Source organism: Corynebacterium sp. KPL2861 (genome assembly GCF_040225475.1).
Classification (GTDB): Bacteria; Actinomycetota; Actinomycetes; order Mycobacteriales; family Mycobacteriaceae; genus Corynebacterium.
Genome location: NZ_JBEHFW010000001.1, coordinates 35447 through 53257, shown reverse-complemented (window position 1 = coordinate 53257; position 17811 = coordinate 35447). Strand labels below are relative to the sequence as shown.

14 protein-coding genes, 1 tRNA gene and 1 pseudogene are annotated in these 17811 nt (G+C 53.3%); 9 read left to right on the top strand and 7 right to left on the bottom strand.

Translation table 11 applies throughout. The annotated features are described in order from the left end of the window. The first annotated feature begins 47 nt into the window (after window positions 1-47). Window positions 48-1112, top strand: a complete 1065-nt coding sequence (locus ABRP84_RS00250) for a YlbL family protein (RefSeq protein ID WP_349851971.1) — start codon at window positions 48-50, stop codon at window positions 1110-1112. 22 nt (window positions 1113-1134) lie between these two features. Here ABRP84_RS00250 and ABRP84_RS00245 read toward each other — a convergent pair whose 3' ends face one another. Then, window positions 1135-1788: a beta-N-acetylglucosaminidase gene (locus ABRP84_RS00245; protein WP_349851969.1), complete on the bottom strand. Its 654-nt coding sequence runs from the start codon at window positions 1786-1788 to the stop codon at window positions 1135-1137. A 36-nt stretch (window positions 1789-1824) separates the two neighbouring features. Continuing rightward, the gene (locus ABRP84_RS00240) at window positions 1825-2361 is read right to left on the bottom strand and encodes a PPA1309 family protein (RefSeq protein ID WP_005281826.1); all 537 of its coding nucleotides are present in this window, start codon (window positions 2359-2361) and stop codon (window positions 1825-1827) included. 123 nt (window positions 2362-2484) lie between these two features. Here ABRP84_RS00240 and ABRP84_RS00235 point away from each other — a divergent pair, with 123 nt between their 5' ends. The 3 genes from ABRP84_RS00235 (at window position 2485) to ABRP84_RS00225 (ending at window position 6479) form a co-directional block, all read left to right on the top strand. Beyond that, window positions 2485-5454 carry a UPF0182 family protein gene (locus ABRP84_RS00235; protein ID WP_349851967.1) on the top strand — a complete coding sequence of 990 codons (2970 nt, stop codon included), beginning with the start codon at window positions 2485-2487 and terminating at the stop codon, window positions 5452-5454. Between the two features lie 162 nt (window positions 5455-5616). Continuing rightward, window positions 5617-5693, top strand: a tRNA-Met gene (locus ABRP84_RS00230). Window positions 5694-5861: 168 nt separating this feature from the next. Continuing rightward, complete coding sequence (locus ABRP84_RS00225; protein ID WP_156904658.1) at window positions 5862-6479, top strand: hypothetical protein; 618 nt, start codon at window positions 5862-5864, stop codon at window positions 6477-6479. A gap of 609 nt (window positions 6480-7088) precedes the next feature. On the opposite strand, the pseudogene ABRP84_RS00220 reads toward ABRP84_RS00225, so the two are convergent. The 5 genes and pseudogenes from ABRP84_RS00220 to ABRP84_RS00200 all read right to left on the bottom strand — a co-directional run bounded on the left by ABRP84_RS00220 (window position 7089) and on the right by ABRP84_RS00200 (window position 11859). Continuing rightward, window positions 7089-7798 (bottom strand): annotated as a pseudogene (locus ABRP84_RS00220) (IS6 family transposase). Window positions 7799-7935: 137 nt separating this feature from the next. Next, window positions 7936-9333 (bottom strand): FAD/NAD(P)-binding protein, encoded by a 1398-nt coding sequence (locus ABRP84_RS00215; RefSeq protein WP_349851964.1) that lies wholly within the window; start codon window positions 9331-9333, stop codon window positions 7936-7938. Further along, entirely contained in the window at window positions 9248-10564 is a 1317-nt protein-coding gene (locus tag ABRP84_RS00210) for an ATP-grasp domain-containing protein (protein WP_023025709.1), read from the bottom strand. Before ABRP84_RS00210 ends, ABRP84_RS00215 begins: the two co-directional genes overlap by 86 nt. Beyond that, window positions 10545-11456 (bottom strand): DMT family transporter, encoded by a 912-nt coding sequence (locus ABRP84_RS00205; RefSeq protein ID WP_297455193.1) that lies wholly within the window; start codon window positions 11454-11456, stop codon window positions 10545-10547. Before ABRP84_RS00205 ends, ABRP84_RS00210 begins: the two co-directional genes overlap by 20 nt. Window positions 11457-11718: 262 nt before the next feature. Then, window positions 11719-11859 (bottom strand): hypothetical protein, encoded by a 141-nt coding sequence (locus ABRP84_RS00200; RefSeq protein ID WP_023025712.1) that lies wholly within the window; start codon window positions 11857-11859, stop codon window positions 11719-11721. 262 nt (window positions 11860-12121) lie between these two features. Between ABRP84_RS00200 and ABRP84_RS00195 the strand changes: the two genes are divergently transcribed. From ABRP84_RS00195 to ABRP84_RS00175, 5 genes are all read left to right on the top strand, one after another. Beyond that, window positions 12122-12421, top strand: coding sequence for a type II toxin-antitoxin system RelE/ParE family toxin (locus tag ABRP84_RS00195; protein WP_023025236.1), 300 nt, complete (start codon window positions 12122-12124; stop codon window positions 12419-12421). Between the two features lie 14 nt (window positions 12422-12435). Next, window positions 12436-13530, top strand: coding sequence for a HigA family addiction module antitoxin (locus tag ABRP84_RS00190; protein WP_023025715.1), 1095 nt, complete (start codon window positions 12436-12438; stop codon window positions 13528-13530). Continuing rightward, window positions 13506-13907, top strand: a complete 402-nt coding sequence (locus ABRP84_RS00185) for a type II toxin-antitoxin system death-on-curing family toxin (RefSeq protein ID WP_156904663.1) — start codon at window positions 13506-13508, stop codon at window positions 13905-13907. The genes ABRP84_RS00190 and ABRP84_RS00185 overlap by 25 nt, the downstream gene beginning before the upstream one ends. A gap of 630 nt (window positions 13908-14537) precedes the next feature. Next, a complete protein-coding gene (locus tag ABRP84_RS00180) occupies window positions 14538-17441 on the top strand; it encodes an FAD/NAD(P)-binding protein (RefSeq protein ID WP_284869927.1) in 2904 nt (967 codons plus the stop codon). Next, window positions 17422-17802, top strand: coding sequence for a carboxymuconolactone decarboxylase family protein (locus ABRP84_RS00175; protein ID WP_023025722.1), 381 nt, complete (start codon window positions 17422-17424; stop codon window positions 17800-17802). Before ABRP84_RS00180 ends, ABRP84_RS00175 begins: the two co-directional genes overlap by 20 nt. Window positions 17803-17811 lie beyond the last annotated feature (9 nt).

Genomic DNA, 17811 nt, shown 5'->3' with positions numbered 1-17811 from the left:
CAACGCTGACAGCGAACAGTACGCCAAAGGTTGTAGGCTATTGCTTCGTGAATTCTCCTGCTAGCCGTCGCGTCCGCACCATCGCCTGGGGGGCTATCCCCGTTGTGCTTACCGGTGCGTTGGTATCGCTTGACCATATCCCGGGCACCGATGTCTCGCTGACCGTTCCCTATGCCGCCGAAGGCCCTGGCCCCACCGTGGATACGCTGGGCGAGGTTGATGGCACCCAAGTCGTTGATGTGCAGGCGCCGAAGACCTATGAGCCCAGTGGGCACCTCAATATGACCACCGTGTCCGTGCGCACCAATATGACCTTGGCTCAGGCACTGGGGCGCTGGGCGCTTACCGATGACACCCTGGTGCCCATCGATACCGTCATTCCGCAAAACATGACCGATGAAGAGGTCCAAGAATCCAATAAGCAGGCCTTTACCCAATCGGAGTCTGCGGCCACCATCGCGGCGATGGACTATTTGCAGCTGCCGGTCAAAATCACCGTGGCGGAGGTCATCGAGGACGGCGCCGCTTCGGAGCACCTTAAAAAAGACGATGTCATCACCGCCGTCGATGGCACCGAAGTCACCGAGCCGAGCGAGGTTCAAGACATCATCAAGGACAAAAGCCCCGGCGATAAGGTGAAAGTCAGCGTCACGCGCGGGGATAAAGAGCTCAGCGAAGAATTTGAATTGGGCGAAAACCCGCACGATAAGGGCAAGGCGTTGCTGGGAATCGCCATGCTATCTCAGCCCAAGGACGATATTTCGGTGAACTACAACCTGCAGGATATCGGCGGGCCGTCAGCGGGAATGATGTTTACCCTGGCGGTCATCGACAAGCTCAGCGATGAAGACCTAACCGGTGGCACCTTTGTGGCCGGCACCGGCACCATTCAGGCCGATAGCGAGGTCGGGCCAATTGGTGGCATCGAGCATAAAATCGCCGCTGCGCACGAGGCAGGCGCCGAGCTTTTCTTGGCACCCAAGGACAACTGCGCGGCCGCGGCCGGCAGCGACCACGGTGATATGACCATTGCGCAGGTAGAAGACCTCGACGATGCCGTGGCGGCTATGAAAGACTTTGCGGCGGGCAAAGACGTAAAAGAATGCAGCTAATAAACGCTCATGAGGCCGCGGCCTAGTCCTGGACTAAGCCCAATTCCTTAATCTTTTCTTCCGGATCTACCTGGTCAGAAGAGATCATCTGCTGCATGACCAAGCCTTGCTTATTATCTACCACGGTGATAACCGCAGTGGTGCCCAACGTGGACCAGCCGACGACGCGATCGCCATCATCCTCGATGGCATGGGAGCTGCGCAGCTCCGTAAGGACTTGGGTGGTTTGGGAGGCCTTGGAGTGGGACTTGAAGAATTGGAACTGCCCCACCTTAGGGCCGGAGCAATTGTAGGAAGAATCCCCGCCGGTGGAATCGCAACGCTCAAACTGGGCAAATAGGTCCTTGGGCGCGAGCGACTTATACACGTCATAGACTTTGGCCACTGACTTATCCAACTCGCCGCTAGTACTCGGCTCGCTGGTGGTGTTTTCTTCGGAAGCCTCGTCCGCATCCTTATCTGCCGATTCTGATTCCGTGGAGGACTCGGTGTTAGATGCTGTGGACTCCTCATCGTTTTCAGAGGTTGTGGCGGACGCAGAGGTGGTCTCCACGGGGGCATCGTCAGGCGCATCAGCATCGGAGGAACAACTTGCCGCAGTCACGCTCAGGCCCAGCAGCACCGCCGCGGTAGCGGTACGGGCAGACGATCGGCGGGAAGAAGGAAGGCGTCGCACTGTATAGAACTCCTTGGTTGCGGGCTTAATTGCTACCTAGTCTAGTTCATCCGGGTCCTGGTTAAGGCCATAGCGCAGCGCGGCGATAACACCAGGGGCCACCTGCGGGCCGCCGCGGAGCTGAATATCGTCCTCAGCAAAGGGACCCGCTGCCTCAAGCTCTTCTTCAGTGGGCCGCAGCTGCAGCAAGGTAGTTTCAATTCCTTCCTCGCGCAGGGCACCCGAATACAGGCGCGCCGGGCGAGGGGAGGGGTCCTCGCTAGAAGTATCCCGGAACTTGATCTCCTGGGCCAAGATGGCGCCCGCGACCTCGCGCGGCCAGGCCAAGCGGGAGACGTAATCAGCCAATTCTTCGGACCCCGGCTCGATGTTTTCGGGGACATTGTCTTGGACGATAAGAGTTAGCGGGGACGCGGTGTCCTCATCCATCGCCGCTAGCTGATCCGCCACCAGGTGGGTGGGAACCAGGGCAAAGATGGTGGGGCGGGCGTCCCAACCTTCAGCATGGACGAAATCCACGGCCTCCGTCATAGCGCGGTTTAATGCTGGCTGTGATAATTCGGGGGAACTCATAGGCATCCTTATTCGTTATCTGTGTATTGATTCCTTAAACTGGGAAAAGTCTACATGTTTAATATTCGCACTATTTGATTGGAGCTGGCGTTGTCCCTAGGGTCATCCACACCAGCCGCCCCATTGAAGCGGCCTCCCAAGGTCGCGGCAATTATTGCGGCCATCATTGCCGTCCTCTTGTTCTTCGGCCCCATGCTCGTGGGCATGTACACGGATTGGAGGTGGTTTGGCTCCATTGATTACCGCAGCGTTTTCACTACCGCAATTATTGCGCGCATAGTCCTCTTTATCATCTTCGGGCTCGTCGCTGCCGCGGTAGTGTGGGCAGCCGGGTTCTTTGCTTGGCGCGGCCGCCCCGACTCCCTGGATATGGGGGATTTGAATTCGCCGGTCTATCAGTACCGCCAGTCCATTGAGAAGTCCATGGGTGTGCTGTTCAAGGTCATCCCGGCCATCGTGGGTATCATCGCCGGATTCATCGGCCAGTCCCACTGGCGCGATGTGATGCTATTCCTCAACGGCCAGGACTTTGGCGTGCAGGACCCCCAATTCCACCACGACTTGGGCTTTTATGCCTTTAGCCTGCCCGTATTGCAGATGGTGGTCAGCACCCTGTCCATCCTGCTCGTGCTCGCTTTCCTCATTGCCCTGTTCGGCCACTACATCTTGGGAGGAATCCGCATTGGCAATAAAGCCGCTGGGGTGCGCGGCTCCATCTCTCGCGCGGCACGCCTGCAGCTAGCCATTACGGCTGGTCTGTGGATGGTGGCCCAAGTCGCCGGCTACTGGCTGGAGCGCTACGGGCTGCTGTATTCCGAGCACGACCTATTTACCGGTGGTTCCTACACGGATATCCACGCCTACCTGCCTGCCAAGATCATTTTGATGATCATCGGCGTTTTCGTCGCCATTGCGTTGTTTATGGCCATCGTCATTAAAGACCTGCGCATCCCTGGCCTCGCCGTTGTGTTGATGCTCGCGTCCTCCCTGATTATCGGCCAGGCATGGCCGCTGCTGATGGAGCGCTTCTCGGTACAGCCAAACCGCCAGGCCAAGGAAAACGAGTCCATTGCCCGCAATATTGAGTCCACGCGATTTGCCTATGGGCTTACCGATGACCACGTGACCTACAAGGAAAACTGGGGCGGCGATGACGTATCGGATGACAAGGTTGCCTCCGATAACGCCACCATCAATAACCTGCGCCTGCTGGATCCAGAGATTCTGTCACCGACGTTCACCCAGATGCAGCAGCTGAAGAACTTCTACGGTTTCCCAGAAACGCTGTCCATGGACCGCTACGAAATCGATGGCAAGTTGCGCGACTTTGTCGTTGCGGCCCGCGAGCTGGATCCGAACGAGCTGCGCGAAAACCAGTCCGACTGGATTAACCGCCACACCGTTTATACTCACGGCAATGGCTTCGTAGCTGCGCAGGCCAATACCGTGGATGAGGTCGCCCGCGATGCTGGTTCCGCCCGCGGTGGTTACCCCATCTTCACCGTTTCTGACCTGCAGACCCAAGCCGGCGAGTCCGAGGGTGAGGGCGAGACTCAAGACGCAGAGAAGTCCTTGGGCATTAAGGTAGACCAGCCCCGTATTTACTACGGCCCGGTCATCGCAAGCGCCGCCGATAACCTGGACTACGCCATTACCGGTACCACTGGTGAGAATCCGGTGGAATACGACACCGATAGCACCAACTACACCTATGACGGTGACGGTGGCGTTGAGATTGGCAGTATCTTTGACCGCACCATGTACGCCGCCAAGTACCGCGAGCTGAACTTCCTGCTTTCGGATCGCGTGGGCAGCGAATCCAAGCTGCTCTATGACCGCGATCCTCGCGAGCGTGTGGAAAAGGTTGCCCCATGGTTGACCACTGATTCCGCTACCTACCCGGCCGTTATTGATGGCCACCTGAAGTGGATCGTTGATGGCTACACCACCCTGGACTCCCTGCCGTATTCGCAGCGTGCTTCGCTTTCCGATGCCACCCAGGACGCCCTCAACCCCGATGGCACCACCCAGCGCTTGGTCAATGACCAGGTGGGCTATATCCGCAACTCCGTGAAGGCGACCGTGGATGCCTATGACGGCAGCGTGGATCTTTACGAGTTCGATAAGGAAGACCCCGTGCTCAAGGCATGGGAAGGCGTCTTCCCGGATGTGGTCAAGTCGGAATCTGAAATCTCCGATGAGCTACGCGATCACTTCCGTTACCCAGAGGACATGTTCAAGGTGCAGCGCGACCTGCTAGCGCGCTACCACGTCGATGACCCGAACGTCTTCTTCAATAACGACGCCTTCTGGTCCGTGCCGAACGACCCGACCGCGGAGGAATCCCGTGATCTGAACCAGCCGCCGTACTACGTGATGGCTGCTGATCCGGAAACCGGCGATCCGAGCTTCCAGCTGACCACCTCGTACCGTGGTTTGAACCGTGAGTTCCTGTCCGCGCACATGGCGGTATCTTCCGATCCGGATACCTACGGCGATATCACCGTTCGCGTGCTGCCAACCAATACGCAGACCCAGGGTCCGAAGCAGGCGCAGGACGCCATGATGTCTTCTGACCAGGTTGCCCGAGACCGCACCCTGTGGGAGGGCACCAACGACCTGCACAACGGTAACTTGCTTGCCTTGCCGGTCGGTGGCGGCGAGATCCTCTACCTCGAGCCGATTTATTCGCAGCGCAAGGATCAGGCCTCCGCCTTCCCGAAGCTCCTGCGCGTGCTCGTGTCCTACAAGGGCCGCGTGGGGTATGCACCGACTATCGGTGATGCCCTTGAGCAGGTGGGAATCGACGCAAAGTCCGCGCAAGACATCGAAGAGATTGAGGGCGATTCCGGCGACGATGATGCCGATAAATCCGAAGCCTCTACCGATAAGAAGGACGAGAAGAAGGAGTCTTCTGAGGAATCCACTCCGGCTTCGGCCCCTCGTTCCTCCGATGAAGCAGGCGCTATCGATGACATCAACAAGGCCCTGAAGGGCCTGGAAGATGCCCGCGACGGTTCCTTCGAAGAGTACGGCCGCGCCCTAGATGAGTTGGACAAGGCAGTTGAGTCCTACCAGAAGTCCGAGGGCTAAAACCTCCAACTTCTCGCACTCGAAACTCAGGAAATAAGGCACCTACCCAGGGGATTTGGGTAGGTGCCTTCCTGTCTGTATAGTTACAGAAGTCGCCGGGACAGAGCGAATACATTAAGTATTAACGCACTGTTCAAGCGCAGATGATGGAAGTCATCTCGACGCGGGGTGGAGCAGCTCGGTAGCTCGCTGGGCTCATAACCCAGAGGTCGTAGGTTCGAATCCTGCCCCCGCTACCAACTTCCAAGCCCCTACCAGTAGAAACGCTGGTAGGGGCTTTAGTTATTTCTCTTAAGGAGCACGTCCTGGGACTCAAATCGGGACTTTAGCGATGGCATTTTGTCACTTAAGCCGGTTTGGAAGTGATGCTGCCCTGCTGTGGAAGCTTAAAAATAAACGAAGGATCCTTGCTTCCACAGCAGGACAGCATAACCACTCCGGCGCCATCGAAGAACGCAGGAACAAAGACAAAGTTAATAGAGCGCGAAGATGGCAACCAGCTAGTTAGCACTAGTGATGGAGACGCCCCTTTGGAACTTTCTTTTGAGTTCTCAGATTCCTTTCTTGAAAAGCTTCCAAGCGGACACATTCTAGTACGTCCAGCAGAAGGTGAGGAACCTAGCGCATACATTGAACCTGCCTGGGCCAAAGACGTAGATGGAAACCAGGTAAATACTCATTTTTCAGTTGATGGAGATAAGATAATCCAGCACATCTCGTCGAGCCCTGCCGGCAAGCCGGTTATTTCAGATCCCTATATCCGAGACGTTCATGGCTGGGGAAAGAAAATCGGACAAGAGCTAGTCTTTTCCAAGGACGAGACGAGCGGGATCGTCATAGGAACTGCTTACTGCGCCGGTAAATTAGCAGGAGTTGGCCTAGGCTCTTGGCTAGCCAAAGGTGCGTGCGCAGGCGTTTCCGCAGTAGCAGGTCACGCCACTAATACAGGTCGATGCCTTACCATCCGAGCCCTCGGAGGAAAGTACTCCCCAAACATCGTATTCCCGTATGCAACTCGATGCTAGAATCTAGAATCAAGAAATACAGTTGCGCATTTCACCGTAAGTAGACATGGAAAATAGCCGAGTTCTAGTTTTAATTGGAATCACCCTAATTATTTGGTGCGCGCTATACAGGTACAGAAAAACTACCGCTAAATGGGTTTTATTGCAGCCTCTTTAAATACCTGCCTAGCGTTTGTCCTAGGCCTATCAGGATTTTTAGGTCTAGGACATGATTCCATCGATTTGTTGTCTCTAGTAAACGTATTTTTAAACACGTTTATATTGTTGGCCATAGGCCAGTCCCGCAATCGAAGTAAATCGACCCGCATTAAGGATGTATAAATCGATGTCCCCCGATCGCGACATTAACCCGCGCCAATTTTACTAACACACACCTAGCACCTGTTGCCGCCAAGCCAAGGAGATTCTCTGAAAGTATAGGCTTGGATGCAAGTAATATGATCTTTTATAGTTCCTGATTGTGCCCACATAGATTCCGTCCCAAACCTACCGTGTATCGGGCATTGAAGGTGCTATAGGTATACAAATCGTCGTACTGGTGTAAAGTTGGGTGGAGAGCAGTGAAGACTCAGTTTCTCATTCCCTGATGGCCGCTGCGTGTGGGCGTTGTTAGGCCGTCTCGAAGACCTGGTTGACGATCACCGCGTCCGGGTTCGGTTGCCTGTTGGCAAACATCGCGCCTTGCCCTTTCCGCAATGAGTGCATCGCCTCCATCCCTTTCAACGTCCGATATGCAGATGTCCGGTTCTTAAACGCGCCTTTCGGCCCGAGGATCCGCTTCAGCCGACCATGGTCGCCTTCCAGGATGTTGTTGAGGTATTTCACCTACCGGTGTTCCACTGTTGGCGGGCAGATTCCCTCTGACTTCAACTCGGCGATTGCCCTGGCAAGGGAGGGTGCTTTATCGGCGTTGATCACTCTGAGATACCCGGCTGATGCATTGGATCTGACGGCCTTGGCCAGGAAACACTTCGCTGCAGCCACGTTCTGCTTCGAAGAGAGGTAAAACTCCAAGGTCTGGCCACCGGCGGTGATCGCCCGATAGAGGCAGCACCACCTGCCGCCGATCCGGATATAGGTCCCATCCGCCCGCCAGGAACTGGCCTGCCAGTCAGGTACCTGCCGGTACCACCGTGTTTGCTGGTCCAGCTCAGGCGCGCATTTCTGGACCCAGCGGTAGATCCTGGTGTGATCGACCGGCACGCCCCGCTCGGTCCTCATTTCCTCCAGATCGCGGTAGCTCACCCCGTAGCGGCAGTACCACCCACTGCCCACAGAATGATGCCACGGGAAAAATGACAACCGGAGAAGATACCCATGGCTGTGACTATTTCACGTCGCCCTTCCTACTGCCCCAACTTTGCAACAGCACCTTTGTCTTTCGGGGAAAGGCACGGAGCCTGCTAATAGGCAGTTTTCACCCCGAGGATGTGACCGATCTCCCCGGGGCATCAACCTATGCGTGGGAGTTAATCCAATCAAGGGCAAAATTGGCTTGCATGATTGAAGTGCGGGCGTAGCTTGGAATGGCGGTGGTCGGTGCTGCTGCTTCCCCCGCAAATAGAACTCTGTTACCGGCCTGCGCAGTGCCCCAACCATTATTTAAAGGGGCACCGACCCAGCGAGAAGCGTTTGGCTTTATTTGACCAGGGAAAATTCCTTTGTTGTGTTTGATCCATCCGGGGTCCTCATAGCCACAGGCGCAAACTACCGCTTCGACTCGGTGAGAATTACCCGAAGCATCTTTTAGGTCCACAGCGTTTCGAGCTTGTTCCCCTGATCCCTGGCCGCGAGCTAGGACAAGGCTCCCTGCTTGAAAACCTTCTCGTAGGTTTTTCGCGCCTTGCACAGGCATGGCGGTCACGTAACGATGTATCCAATCTGATATCCCATTGAGGAGAGTCTGCCTTAGGGAGACTTTTAGAGGTGACCAGGTCTGATTGGCTAGGTCCACCATGCGACCGATCATTTTTTCCCATACAGAATAACCATTTTCAGCTAATTCATAGTCCAGCAGAAAACGATCAGTGCCATTCCTGGGGAGGGGCTCCCTAAGACGTCCCGGATACCAGCCGAGGGAGGTGGCGTGCTGAATGGCGTATTGTCTAAAATCCTCTACGCTGCGGGAGTGTGCACGGAACTCCTCTGCTGGTATTTCCTTTGGGGCGCTTAACTGAAGCGAAGTACGTACCCCGGGAAGCTGGCCGCTGGGGCTAAGCATAACTGCCTCCACCCCCTCAAATAACGCTAATCGTGCAGCGTCCACGGCAGAGAGGCCAGTCCCTAAAATACCGATGCGGGAAGTGGGATGGTTTTCTAGCCAGTGTGAAAAACTGGGGTCATAGGGGCTGGGGAAAACTGGGACCGTATCACGGTATGACTGGCAAGATGAAGGGACCCGTGCTGTTTTTCGGCCACCTGTGATGATGACGAAATCGGCTTTAAAGAGCCCGTGACGCGCAGTATGAATGAGGACAGGGGGTGCAGAATCTTCTACACAAATGACCGAATCGAGTACGTACTGAAGACGGTCATCGCAGCTGCCGCTCTCAGAGGGTAGAGCCTGTTGCAGGTAAGATCCGTACTTTTTTCTTGAAGAGAATACAGAACTGGACTCTCGCCTATTGTATCCCAGGAACTCCGCAAAATCATGTGGTTCCTCGACATCCAGCGACATTACTGAAGTACTTGTGTTACATAGCAAGCGTTTATCAACATGGCCAAAAGCAAGGTGCTTCTGAGGAGGTGTCGCGTCAAAAATAGTGAGTTCAATATGCGGGAAAGTAGAAGATACCCGTCGTGCGACCGCTGCAGCAGCGACCCCTGCGCCGATAACAGCAATTCGGGTCGTCATCACGCATCCTTTCCGGGGACAACAGTAAACAGATCACCATGGGCGTCGAAAGACTCAAGAGATTGAAGATCGGTCTCAACAGCAGCACGGTCAGAAGAGCCAAGAAAACCATGCCAAACGCACCAGTTGTTACCCGATTCGAGTTATCGATATAAGTGCCGATCTTTGGTCGCCGCGAGATTCTCTGAACGGTCGGGCGAGTTTGGACAAGATCCCAGTGGCACTGTTGAAGCACACCGTTTGACTGCGGGGTAGGCATGAGCCAGGCGACACACCCGTCAAGATTTCCGGCGAGTACTTCCTGTTCGGCAGCTTGTAAACCATCCACTAGCATCGTGGCGAGAACGCTGATCTGGCTGAAACCGCGAGTCGGGAAATAGACCTCGTCGGGTACTTCGGGGCCCATACAGCGACCGTTGTATTCAATAAGTACCCACTGCCCCTTAGACCACCTCAGTTCCACGTGGGAGGCTCCGAAGTTTACTTCCAGAGCGTCAAGGAGCGATAAGGCATATTCCACGGCACCGGAATAGTGGTTGTCCTCCGGTCCTACTGTGATAGCTGAATATATGTGGGGAGCTCCAGATTCCTCCGTAAGTCCGTATCGGAAAACTTCGGTCACAACATGACGCCCTTCGGCTGTCACCGTGTTCACAAAATATTGAGGTCCGTCTACGTACTCCTGAAGAACCACGGAGGGTGATTTTTCTCCTAGCAAAGTCGTAGAATTTTGAATGGTAGTAATCGCTTGAAGAGTCTCGGGCTCTGTTTTGCAGAAATAGACATGGTCACTGCCCCCGCTTCCCACAGGCTTGACAACACAATCCTTGACCAGGGACGGGTCTAGATAAAGGCTGTCTTGTGCAGAAGCGGGGGATAGGGTAACAGACCTTGGGGCACGCAGTCCATATTGGTGAGCAACTTCAATCATTCCTTGCTTATGGCGACGGTGCCAGATCTTCTCTCTACCGTTATGCGGTAGTCCTAACTCAGCTGAAACCCACTCAGCTATGGATACTCCTGATTCGCTTCCCGGCACAACAAGGTCAAATTTTTCTTGGCTACATTCCCGGAGTAGGGCCAGGGCCCATGGATCGGAAATGCTCCCGTCTTCGTTAGCTGAGATGGCATACGGCGGGTTAGCAGTAGCAACCTCTACGTCCCTTTTTTGGCGCAGGGTTGCCACCAGATCGGCGCCACTTGAAGAATCATCAACTACTAATATTTTCATTTTTCCGTGTTCCCCACATTGCTTGGCTTATGGTTATTGCCACAATGAGCATCAACAAAGTTAACTGAATTGGTTCAACTTGAGAGCCCAATGCTACCTCGGTAGCCATCACCACGGCCGGAAGGGCCGCGATGATCAGTGCCGAGATCAAAGGCGGCGCTAAGGTAATTCCCCACTGCAAGAGCAGGATAGGAAAAGTAATGCACATCACCGATAGCAGGACGATTGACAGAGTAGAGCCTCGAAGCATCTCCGCTTCCACGGAAAAGAAAGCCACGAGACCGCTAATAATCCAAGCTAAGTGAAACCTCACTGCTGCAATCGTGAGAACGCTGTTCCCTTGTTCAGTGGCCCAGCGCGAGGAGTAAAGCACTCCTACCGCAGAAATTCCTGCGCCTACAGCTAGAGCGAAACCCAGATAAGACTGGGGTGAACTGCTTCCCGTTCCTAGGAAGAAAAAACATAGAGCCAGAACCACTACTGCAGTTGCTGACACCAATGAACTGCTGAGCCTTCTGGCCGACCAAGTCATTATTACTGCGACAATAAAAGGGCCGACTCCTGTTTCGATGACACTTGCTGCAGTGGGCTGCATCAAAGTAGTGGACACATAGAATAAGCAGAAAGCGCCCGCAGTAAACAGATTGAGGCTTGCTGCAGTTGTCATTTTCATGGGGGGATGCGGTGTTTCCGTAGCTCGGTATTTTCTACGATAAAACGCTAAATAGACCACTGTGGAGATAATCGCCGCGATAAGAAACGCTGAAAACGTAGTAAAAGTAGATAGCTCTGGGTCTACTTGGGCTCCGACTATCGCAGTGCCGATTCCTTGCCATAGGACAGCTAGGGCTACGATAACCGCCCCTACACCTGCTTTATTGGACTGGATCATAAAACCTTACCCTCAAAATCCGTAAAGTTAACTTAATAGGTGCTGTTGCAAAGTTGGGCGGAGAGCAGCGAAGACTCAGTTTCTCATTCCCTGACGGCCGCTGCGTGTGGGCGTTGTTAGGCCGTCTCGAAGACCCGGTTGACGATCACCGCGTCCGGGTTCGGTTGCCCGTACCCTATATTCACAAGTATAGACACGCTTCTAGTGAATGGCAGAGTGTTGCGCCTCGGAGTATCTCTCTCGAGACACAACACTGGTGCAGCTACTTTTCGCGACGCTTCGGCGCTTGAGACAGTGTGCTGCCGGCGGCCTTCTTCGCAGCGGCACTATAGTTTTTGCTGCGCAGTACCTTACTGGCTGCCTTCGCCGCAGACCTGCTGGTCTGCTTGGAGTTACGAGCCATTTTCTCCTCTCGAGTCAATCAGTCCGAGGGGGAAATACTCCGCTACTACCAGAAGGTGCATGGGTTCTGACAGCTCTCAGGACTTGCCGGTGGGGCACCTCGTTGCAGCGAGGCGCCCCTCTTTATACCTGGTTCCACCTTGCGGAACCGGCACATTTAAGATAGCGTACTTCACGCGAAGGGTGATGAGCCTTAGATAAGTAGAGAAGAAAGGGTCACGTCATTTGGGCGCGGCACTAGTGAACTGGACGAGGTGGACTTGGTGCGCATCCTCTTCGAGGACGACGAACTTCAACGAGTGGCCGAGGATGCCTCCTACATCCCCAAACGATGGGGTTCGGACATCATCAAGGCGTATCGCAAGAAGATCCAGATCCTGAAGGGAGCCGTGGATGAACGCGACCTGCGGGCCATGCGGTCGTTACATCTGGAACAACTGAAAGGTGACCGAGCCGGGACCTCTTCGATCCGCCTGAACAAGCAGTTTCGGCTCATCCTCAAATTCGCAACCAACAGCGACGGCCGCGTGGTCATCGTTATTGAAATGGTGGATTACCACTGAGAGAAGGTGAACTCATGAATACTCCAATTGCGGCGGAGCTATTCCCGGCCGGAGAGATCCTCGCTGACGAGCTAGACACACGCGGATGGACCCAGGCCGACTTTGCCGAGGTGCTCGGACGTCCGGCACAGTTTGTCTCGGAGATTATTTCCGGAAAAAAGGAGATCACGCGCGAATCCGCAGCCCAGATCGGTGCCGCCCTGGGCACCTCCGCGGAATTCTGGCTTAACCTCCAGGACTCCTACCTGCTATGGAAGCAGTCCCAGGACGACCAGACGCAGAACAACCTCAACATCGTGAAGACCCGCGCACAGTTACGAGAGTTAGCCCCCGTCCCTCTGCTCGTCAAGCGGGGATACATCACCGCCACCGACGTACAAAGTCAGGCATGCGAGGTGCTGAACTTATTTGGCAAGAAATCCTTTGAAGATCCCTTGGGAATAAGCTTCGCCGCCCGCCGTAGTAACTGCGAGGAAAATGTCACCGTCCTGCAGGAAGCGTGGGCAGCTTGCGTTAGAGCAACTGCCAGAGTTCTCGAGACTGCCCCCTACTCCCGGAAGGCACTAGAAGACCTCGCCCGGACGCTGTCGAGTAGAGCATGTGACCCGCAGGCGTTTGCTGAGTTCCAGACTCTGTTCGCCGAGGTAGGGGTGAAACTTGTTTATGTGGAGGCTTTTCCGGGAGGAAAACTCGACGGCTGCGCCATGATGGTCGACGGGCACCCCGTAATTGGCATATCGGGACGAGGGAAACGGCTCGATAAGATACTATTTACCATCCTGCATGAGACAGCCCATATATTATTGGGTCACCTTGTCGACAATGGCGAGGTCATCCTAGATGACCTATCAGATGACAGTGCCAATAATGAAGCCCAGGCAGACCAGCTGGCCAGCGAACTCGTGATCTCTAGCCCTTTACCGGCGGTTCCTGATCGTGTGCACTCATCCTGGATTAAAGAACAAGCCGACCACCTAGGGGTTCATCCCATCACCCTGATTGGAAGGCTTCAAAAAGAGGGTAACCTGTCGTGGAAAACCACTCTCGTGCGCAACGCTCCCACCGTCATCGCTCAGCTTGAAAGCTGGAAATCACCCCTCCCAGCCTGACTGAGATTGGTAGCTTCGTTCATCATCAGCAAGACGTTTGCCTATCGGACACTGAAAGTAACGGAAGCGATGCACTTATTGGGATAAGGCCGCACCCGACCGCTTGGGATAAGGCCGCAGCATTACTGCATTCCTTCTATACTACCCAAAGTCTCCTTGACGGCAATAAGCGGACCGGCTGGGCTGCTTGCTGGTTATTCCTCAGACTGAACTTGGCAGTAGGCCCCTTGCTTGGAGAAGTTGATGCAGACGCCGCTGAACGCCTCGTTTTAAAGATAGCCAACAAAAAGATAGAGATATCAGAAATCGCGGGTACTCTGCGTTCCCTAGTTACTCCCCTCCTGGGTAACGTCGACCATTTACCCCCCAGGATTTGAAGTAACAAATGTCCTAGAAGACTTAGAAGGTGTACTCACGGGAATTGGGGAGCTTCCCGACGGAACACGTCTTGTCTACATGTATTTCACTTCGGATGAAGGCACCCCTGTCGAAACGGTACTTACCCCCCAGCCAAGCACGCGGATTCGCTGAAGAACTACTTCTTTTAGCTGATAATCCTCTCGAACAAAGGAAGCAACTCAAAATTCAAGTACAAGCAATTCAAGCCCACTTAGACCAACATAACCGACCCGACGAGCTATAGCTAACTTAAAACTCATAGCAGTACATGAGGGCCAATGAGGCAATATACATTGCCTAAAGCATCTGCCGCCTAAACGTGCACCAGGCCCAAACGAGACACAGCAGAGAGCCCATTTCTCTCACTCTCTGCTAAGAACATGGATCTATGGTAAAGATAGTAACAGCGCCTTGATTACAGCGGATGTCGAAACCCTCTCACAGGGAACTAACACCATTCCGCCGTCAGGCCAACGTGAAAACTTTACATCCAAAAGCCAACCCCCTATCCAAGCAAGATAGCAAACCGCTAGAAGCGCTCAAAGCACCACCACTGCTCGCTTTTATCCCATGCACATCACACCACATTCACTTGGAAAGGATCTCCAGTGACTCTGTTCGAAAAACCTATCGTTCTTGCGCCTATGGCAGGAGGGCCGTCAACTCCTGAGCTATGCGCAGCAGTAACCAATGCGGGCGGGTTAGGCTTTCTCGCCGGCGGTTACCTCACTCCAGAAAAGCTTGAAGAACAAGTAAGCACTGTTGAGTCTTTAACCACTCAGCCGTTCGGGATCAATCTATTTTACCCTTCCCATCCCAATTCTGACCAGCACGCCGAATACTCTAAGTATCATCAGGCACTGACTAAAAAGTGCGTAAGCTACTCCGATTTTCCTTCACGCCCTAAGTGGTCAGATGATCATTACGATCGAAAGCTCGATATTGCGCTGAAGTCCAACGCTAAGTTCATTTCCTTAACTTTCGGATACCCTGACGCAAATACGCTAAAAACGATTCGTCGAGCAGGCAAGAAAGTAGTTCTCAATGCCACAACTCCACGAGAAATCGATCACATCATCCAGCTCGACTGCGATATTCTGTCTCTTCAAGGAAAGGCTGCTGGCGGTCACCGGGCAACAGTCCTAGACAATAACATAGAGGGATCTTCCTACGATGCAAAAACTCTCCTGCACCATGCAGTAGCGAAGACAGAAAAACCTGTATTTGCCGGCGGGGGCGTAGGTACAGCAGAAGATACACTAGACCTACTCAGATCCGGCGCAACCGCAGTAATCGTAGGGACTCGTTTTCTCACTGCACAGGAAGCAGGCACAAAAGACACACACCGGCATGCACTTCTGGAGCTAACTAACCGAAACACTGTTATTACCCATGCCTTCTCCGGGAAACCGGCTCGAGCAATTTCCAATACATTCACCAAAACATTCACACCACAGGCGCCCTATATCTACCCCGAAATCCACTACTTAACTGCGGGAATGAGAGCTGAGGCCAATAACGCAAAGGATCCCGAATATCTTAACCTTTGGGCAGGCGAAGGATTCGCTAATTGCCGAGAAGCAACCGCCAAACAAATCATTGACGAACTCTTACCATACTCACAAGCGCAAGAATCGTCCAAAGTAAGTTTTTCACATACAGACGTAGCTGTAATCGGTGGTGGACCACGAGGAATGGCCGTCATTGAAAGACTCAGTTCACGCATCAAGGACAAAAACTTAAACAAGCCAATCCATATTGTCTGGTATGACGATAACGGCTTTGGATCGGGTAAAGTTTGGAGCCCCTACCAGTGTCAATTGCTGCTCATGAATACTGTTACAGCACAATTGTCAGCTTTTCCCGACGAATCTGCGGGACTTTCCGGCCAACATGCCACTGGACCAACATTTTATGACTGGCTTAAATCAAACGATGCTCGAGAATTCTTATCTTCCGACCCCGTACTGCTAGCAGAAGCAAGCTCCGCCACCGAGGATACTTATAGTTCTCGCGCTCTCTATGGTGCTTATCTTCAATGGTCAGTGAATCAACTACTTAAGGACTCAAGGGAATATTCCCCAATCGAACTGGTCGCTAGGCGAGCAGTATCCTTTGAAAAGAGGGAGGATTCACTTCTCATACACGACAGTCTCGGAGGGTGTGTAGAAGCTAAATCTGTAGTGCTGTCTCTAGGCCACACTTCGCAGAATCTCTCCGGAAAGGAAGAGAGCCTTTCTAAAAAAGCTAAGGAATCGACAGTAACTTATCTTCCCAGTGGGGACGCATCTATCCAAAAAGCTGCAAAGCTCCCCACAAGAGAATCAATCATCCTCCGAGGCATGGGCCTCACCTTCTTCGACTATATGATCCTCCTAACGGAAGGAAGAGGTGGGCAATTTAGAGAAAATGCACACGGAAAGCACTACATACCTTCCGGGAAAGAACCACATATCATCGCATGTTCTCGAAAGGGAGCACCCCACCATGCCCGTGGAAAAAACCAAAAACGTCCTGACGAACGATGGGTTCCACGAATCCTAACCGAAGATTACGCTGCTACTCTTTCGAACGCTACATTCTCTGTAGACGTCTGGCCCCGAATCGCTCAGGAAGTTGAACTAGCTTTCACAATTTCGCTCCTCGAAGCAAACAACGCCGATTACGATGAAGAATCTCTTGTTAGCCTTGCAAAGCAAGGAGGCCACAGTCTAGTTGAATGGCGACACAACCAAGGATATACAGAGACCTTGGATTGGGGTGAGCTTTTTCAGGCAAAATGGACCAACTCCCCTGGAGAGAAGCTCCGCGACTACCAGGACACGGTCGCTTCGAAGATTGAAAATGACATCGCCGAGGCAGAAAAGGGAAATAAATCCGGGCCACTCAAAGCTGCACTAGACGTACTTAGAGACATTAGAAACGAGGTTCGCGAATGCGTTCAATACGGGCGTATAACGGGAGAGTCCTTCAAGGAAGAACTCCTAGCTAGGTATAGCCCTACTAACGCTTTCCTTTCTATCGGCCCCCCGATCCAAAGACTGGAACAAATGCAAGCTCTAATCAAAGCGGGTATCTTAACTGTGCTCCCTGCTGATCCAATCATCTCCCTAGATGAGTCAAACGGAAAAGTTGACTATTTCAATCCATCGATGCCGCAAGAGAAAGGAGAAGCAACGGCTCTAGTGGAAGCAAGATTACCAACATCATCTATTCAAAATACAGCAGATCCGCTCATCGTTTCAGCTGCATCACTTGGCCTTATCAGGCCGCACTATTTTAAAAATACCCCCTGTGTATCCGGGGCAATTGATGTGGATCCACACAGTTTCAGGGTGCAGTCTGATAGCGAACAAAGCGTTTCTCTCTATGCATACGGGATTCCCCTCGAGGGCCTACAGTGGGGAACCGCTGCCACTATACGTCCGTTTGTAAACTCTGTAATTATTCACGATGCAGACGCAATCGCTTCAAGCATTCAGGAGGACCTTCATGAGCGAAAGAAACAATAACGCCGATCAAATCCGTCGACAGGTTCTAGGCGACAACTACGTCAACAATACGCTCAACGGTTGGGAACCCGCACGGCCCGTTCTGGAACTTTTGGAAAATACTCCCTGGGGTTTTCTTTGGCCGCGCGAACAATTGTCTTTGCAATCTCGCAGTCTAATCACAGTAGCTATTCTGGCAGCCCTTGACCGGCATCAAGAGCTAGAAACGCATATTCGCGGAGCTAGAAGAAATGGGTGTAGCTTCGAAGAGATTATCGAAGCGATCCTTCATTCTGGTGTTTATTCAGGAATGCCTACAGCAGTGGAGGGAGCTAAAATTGCCCAACGCATCGCTACGGAAGAGCAACAAGTAACTTCATAAGTAACCGGA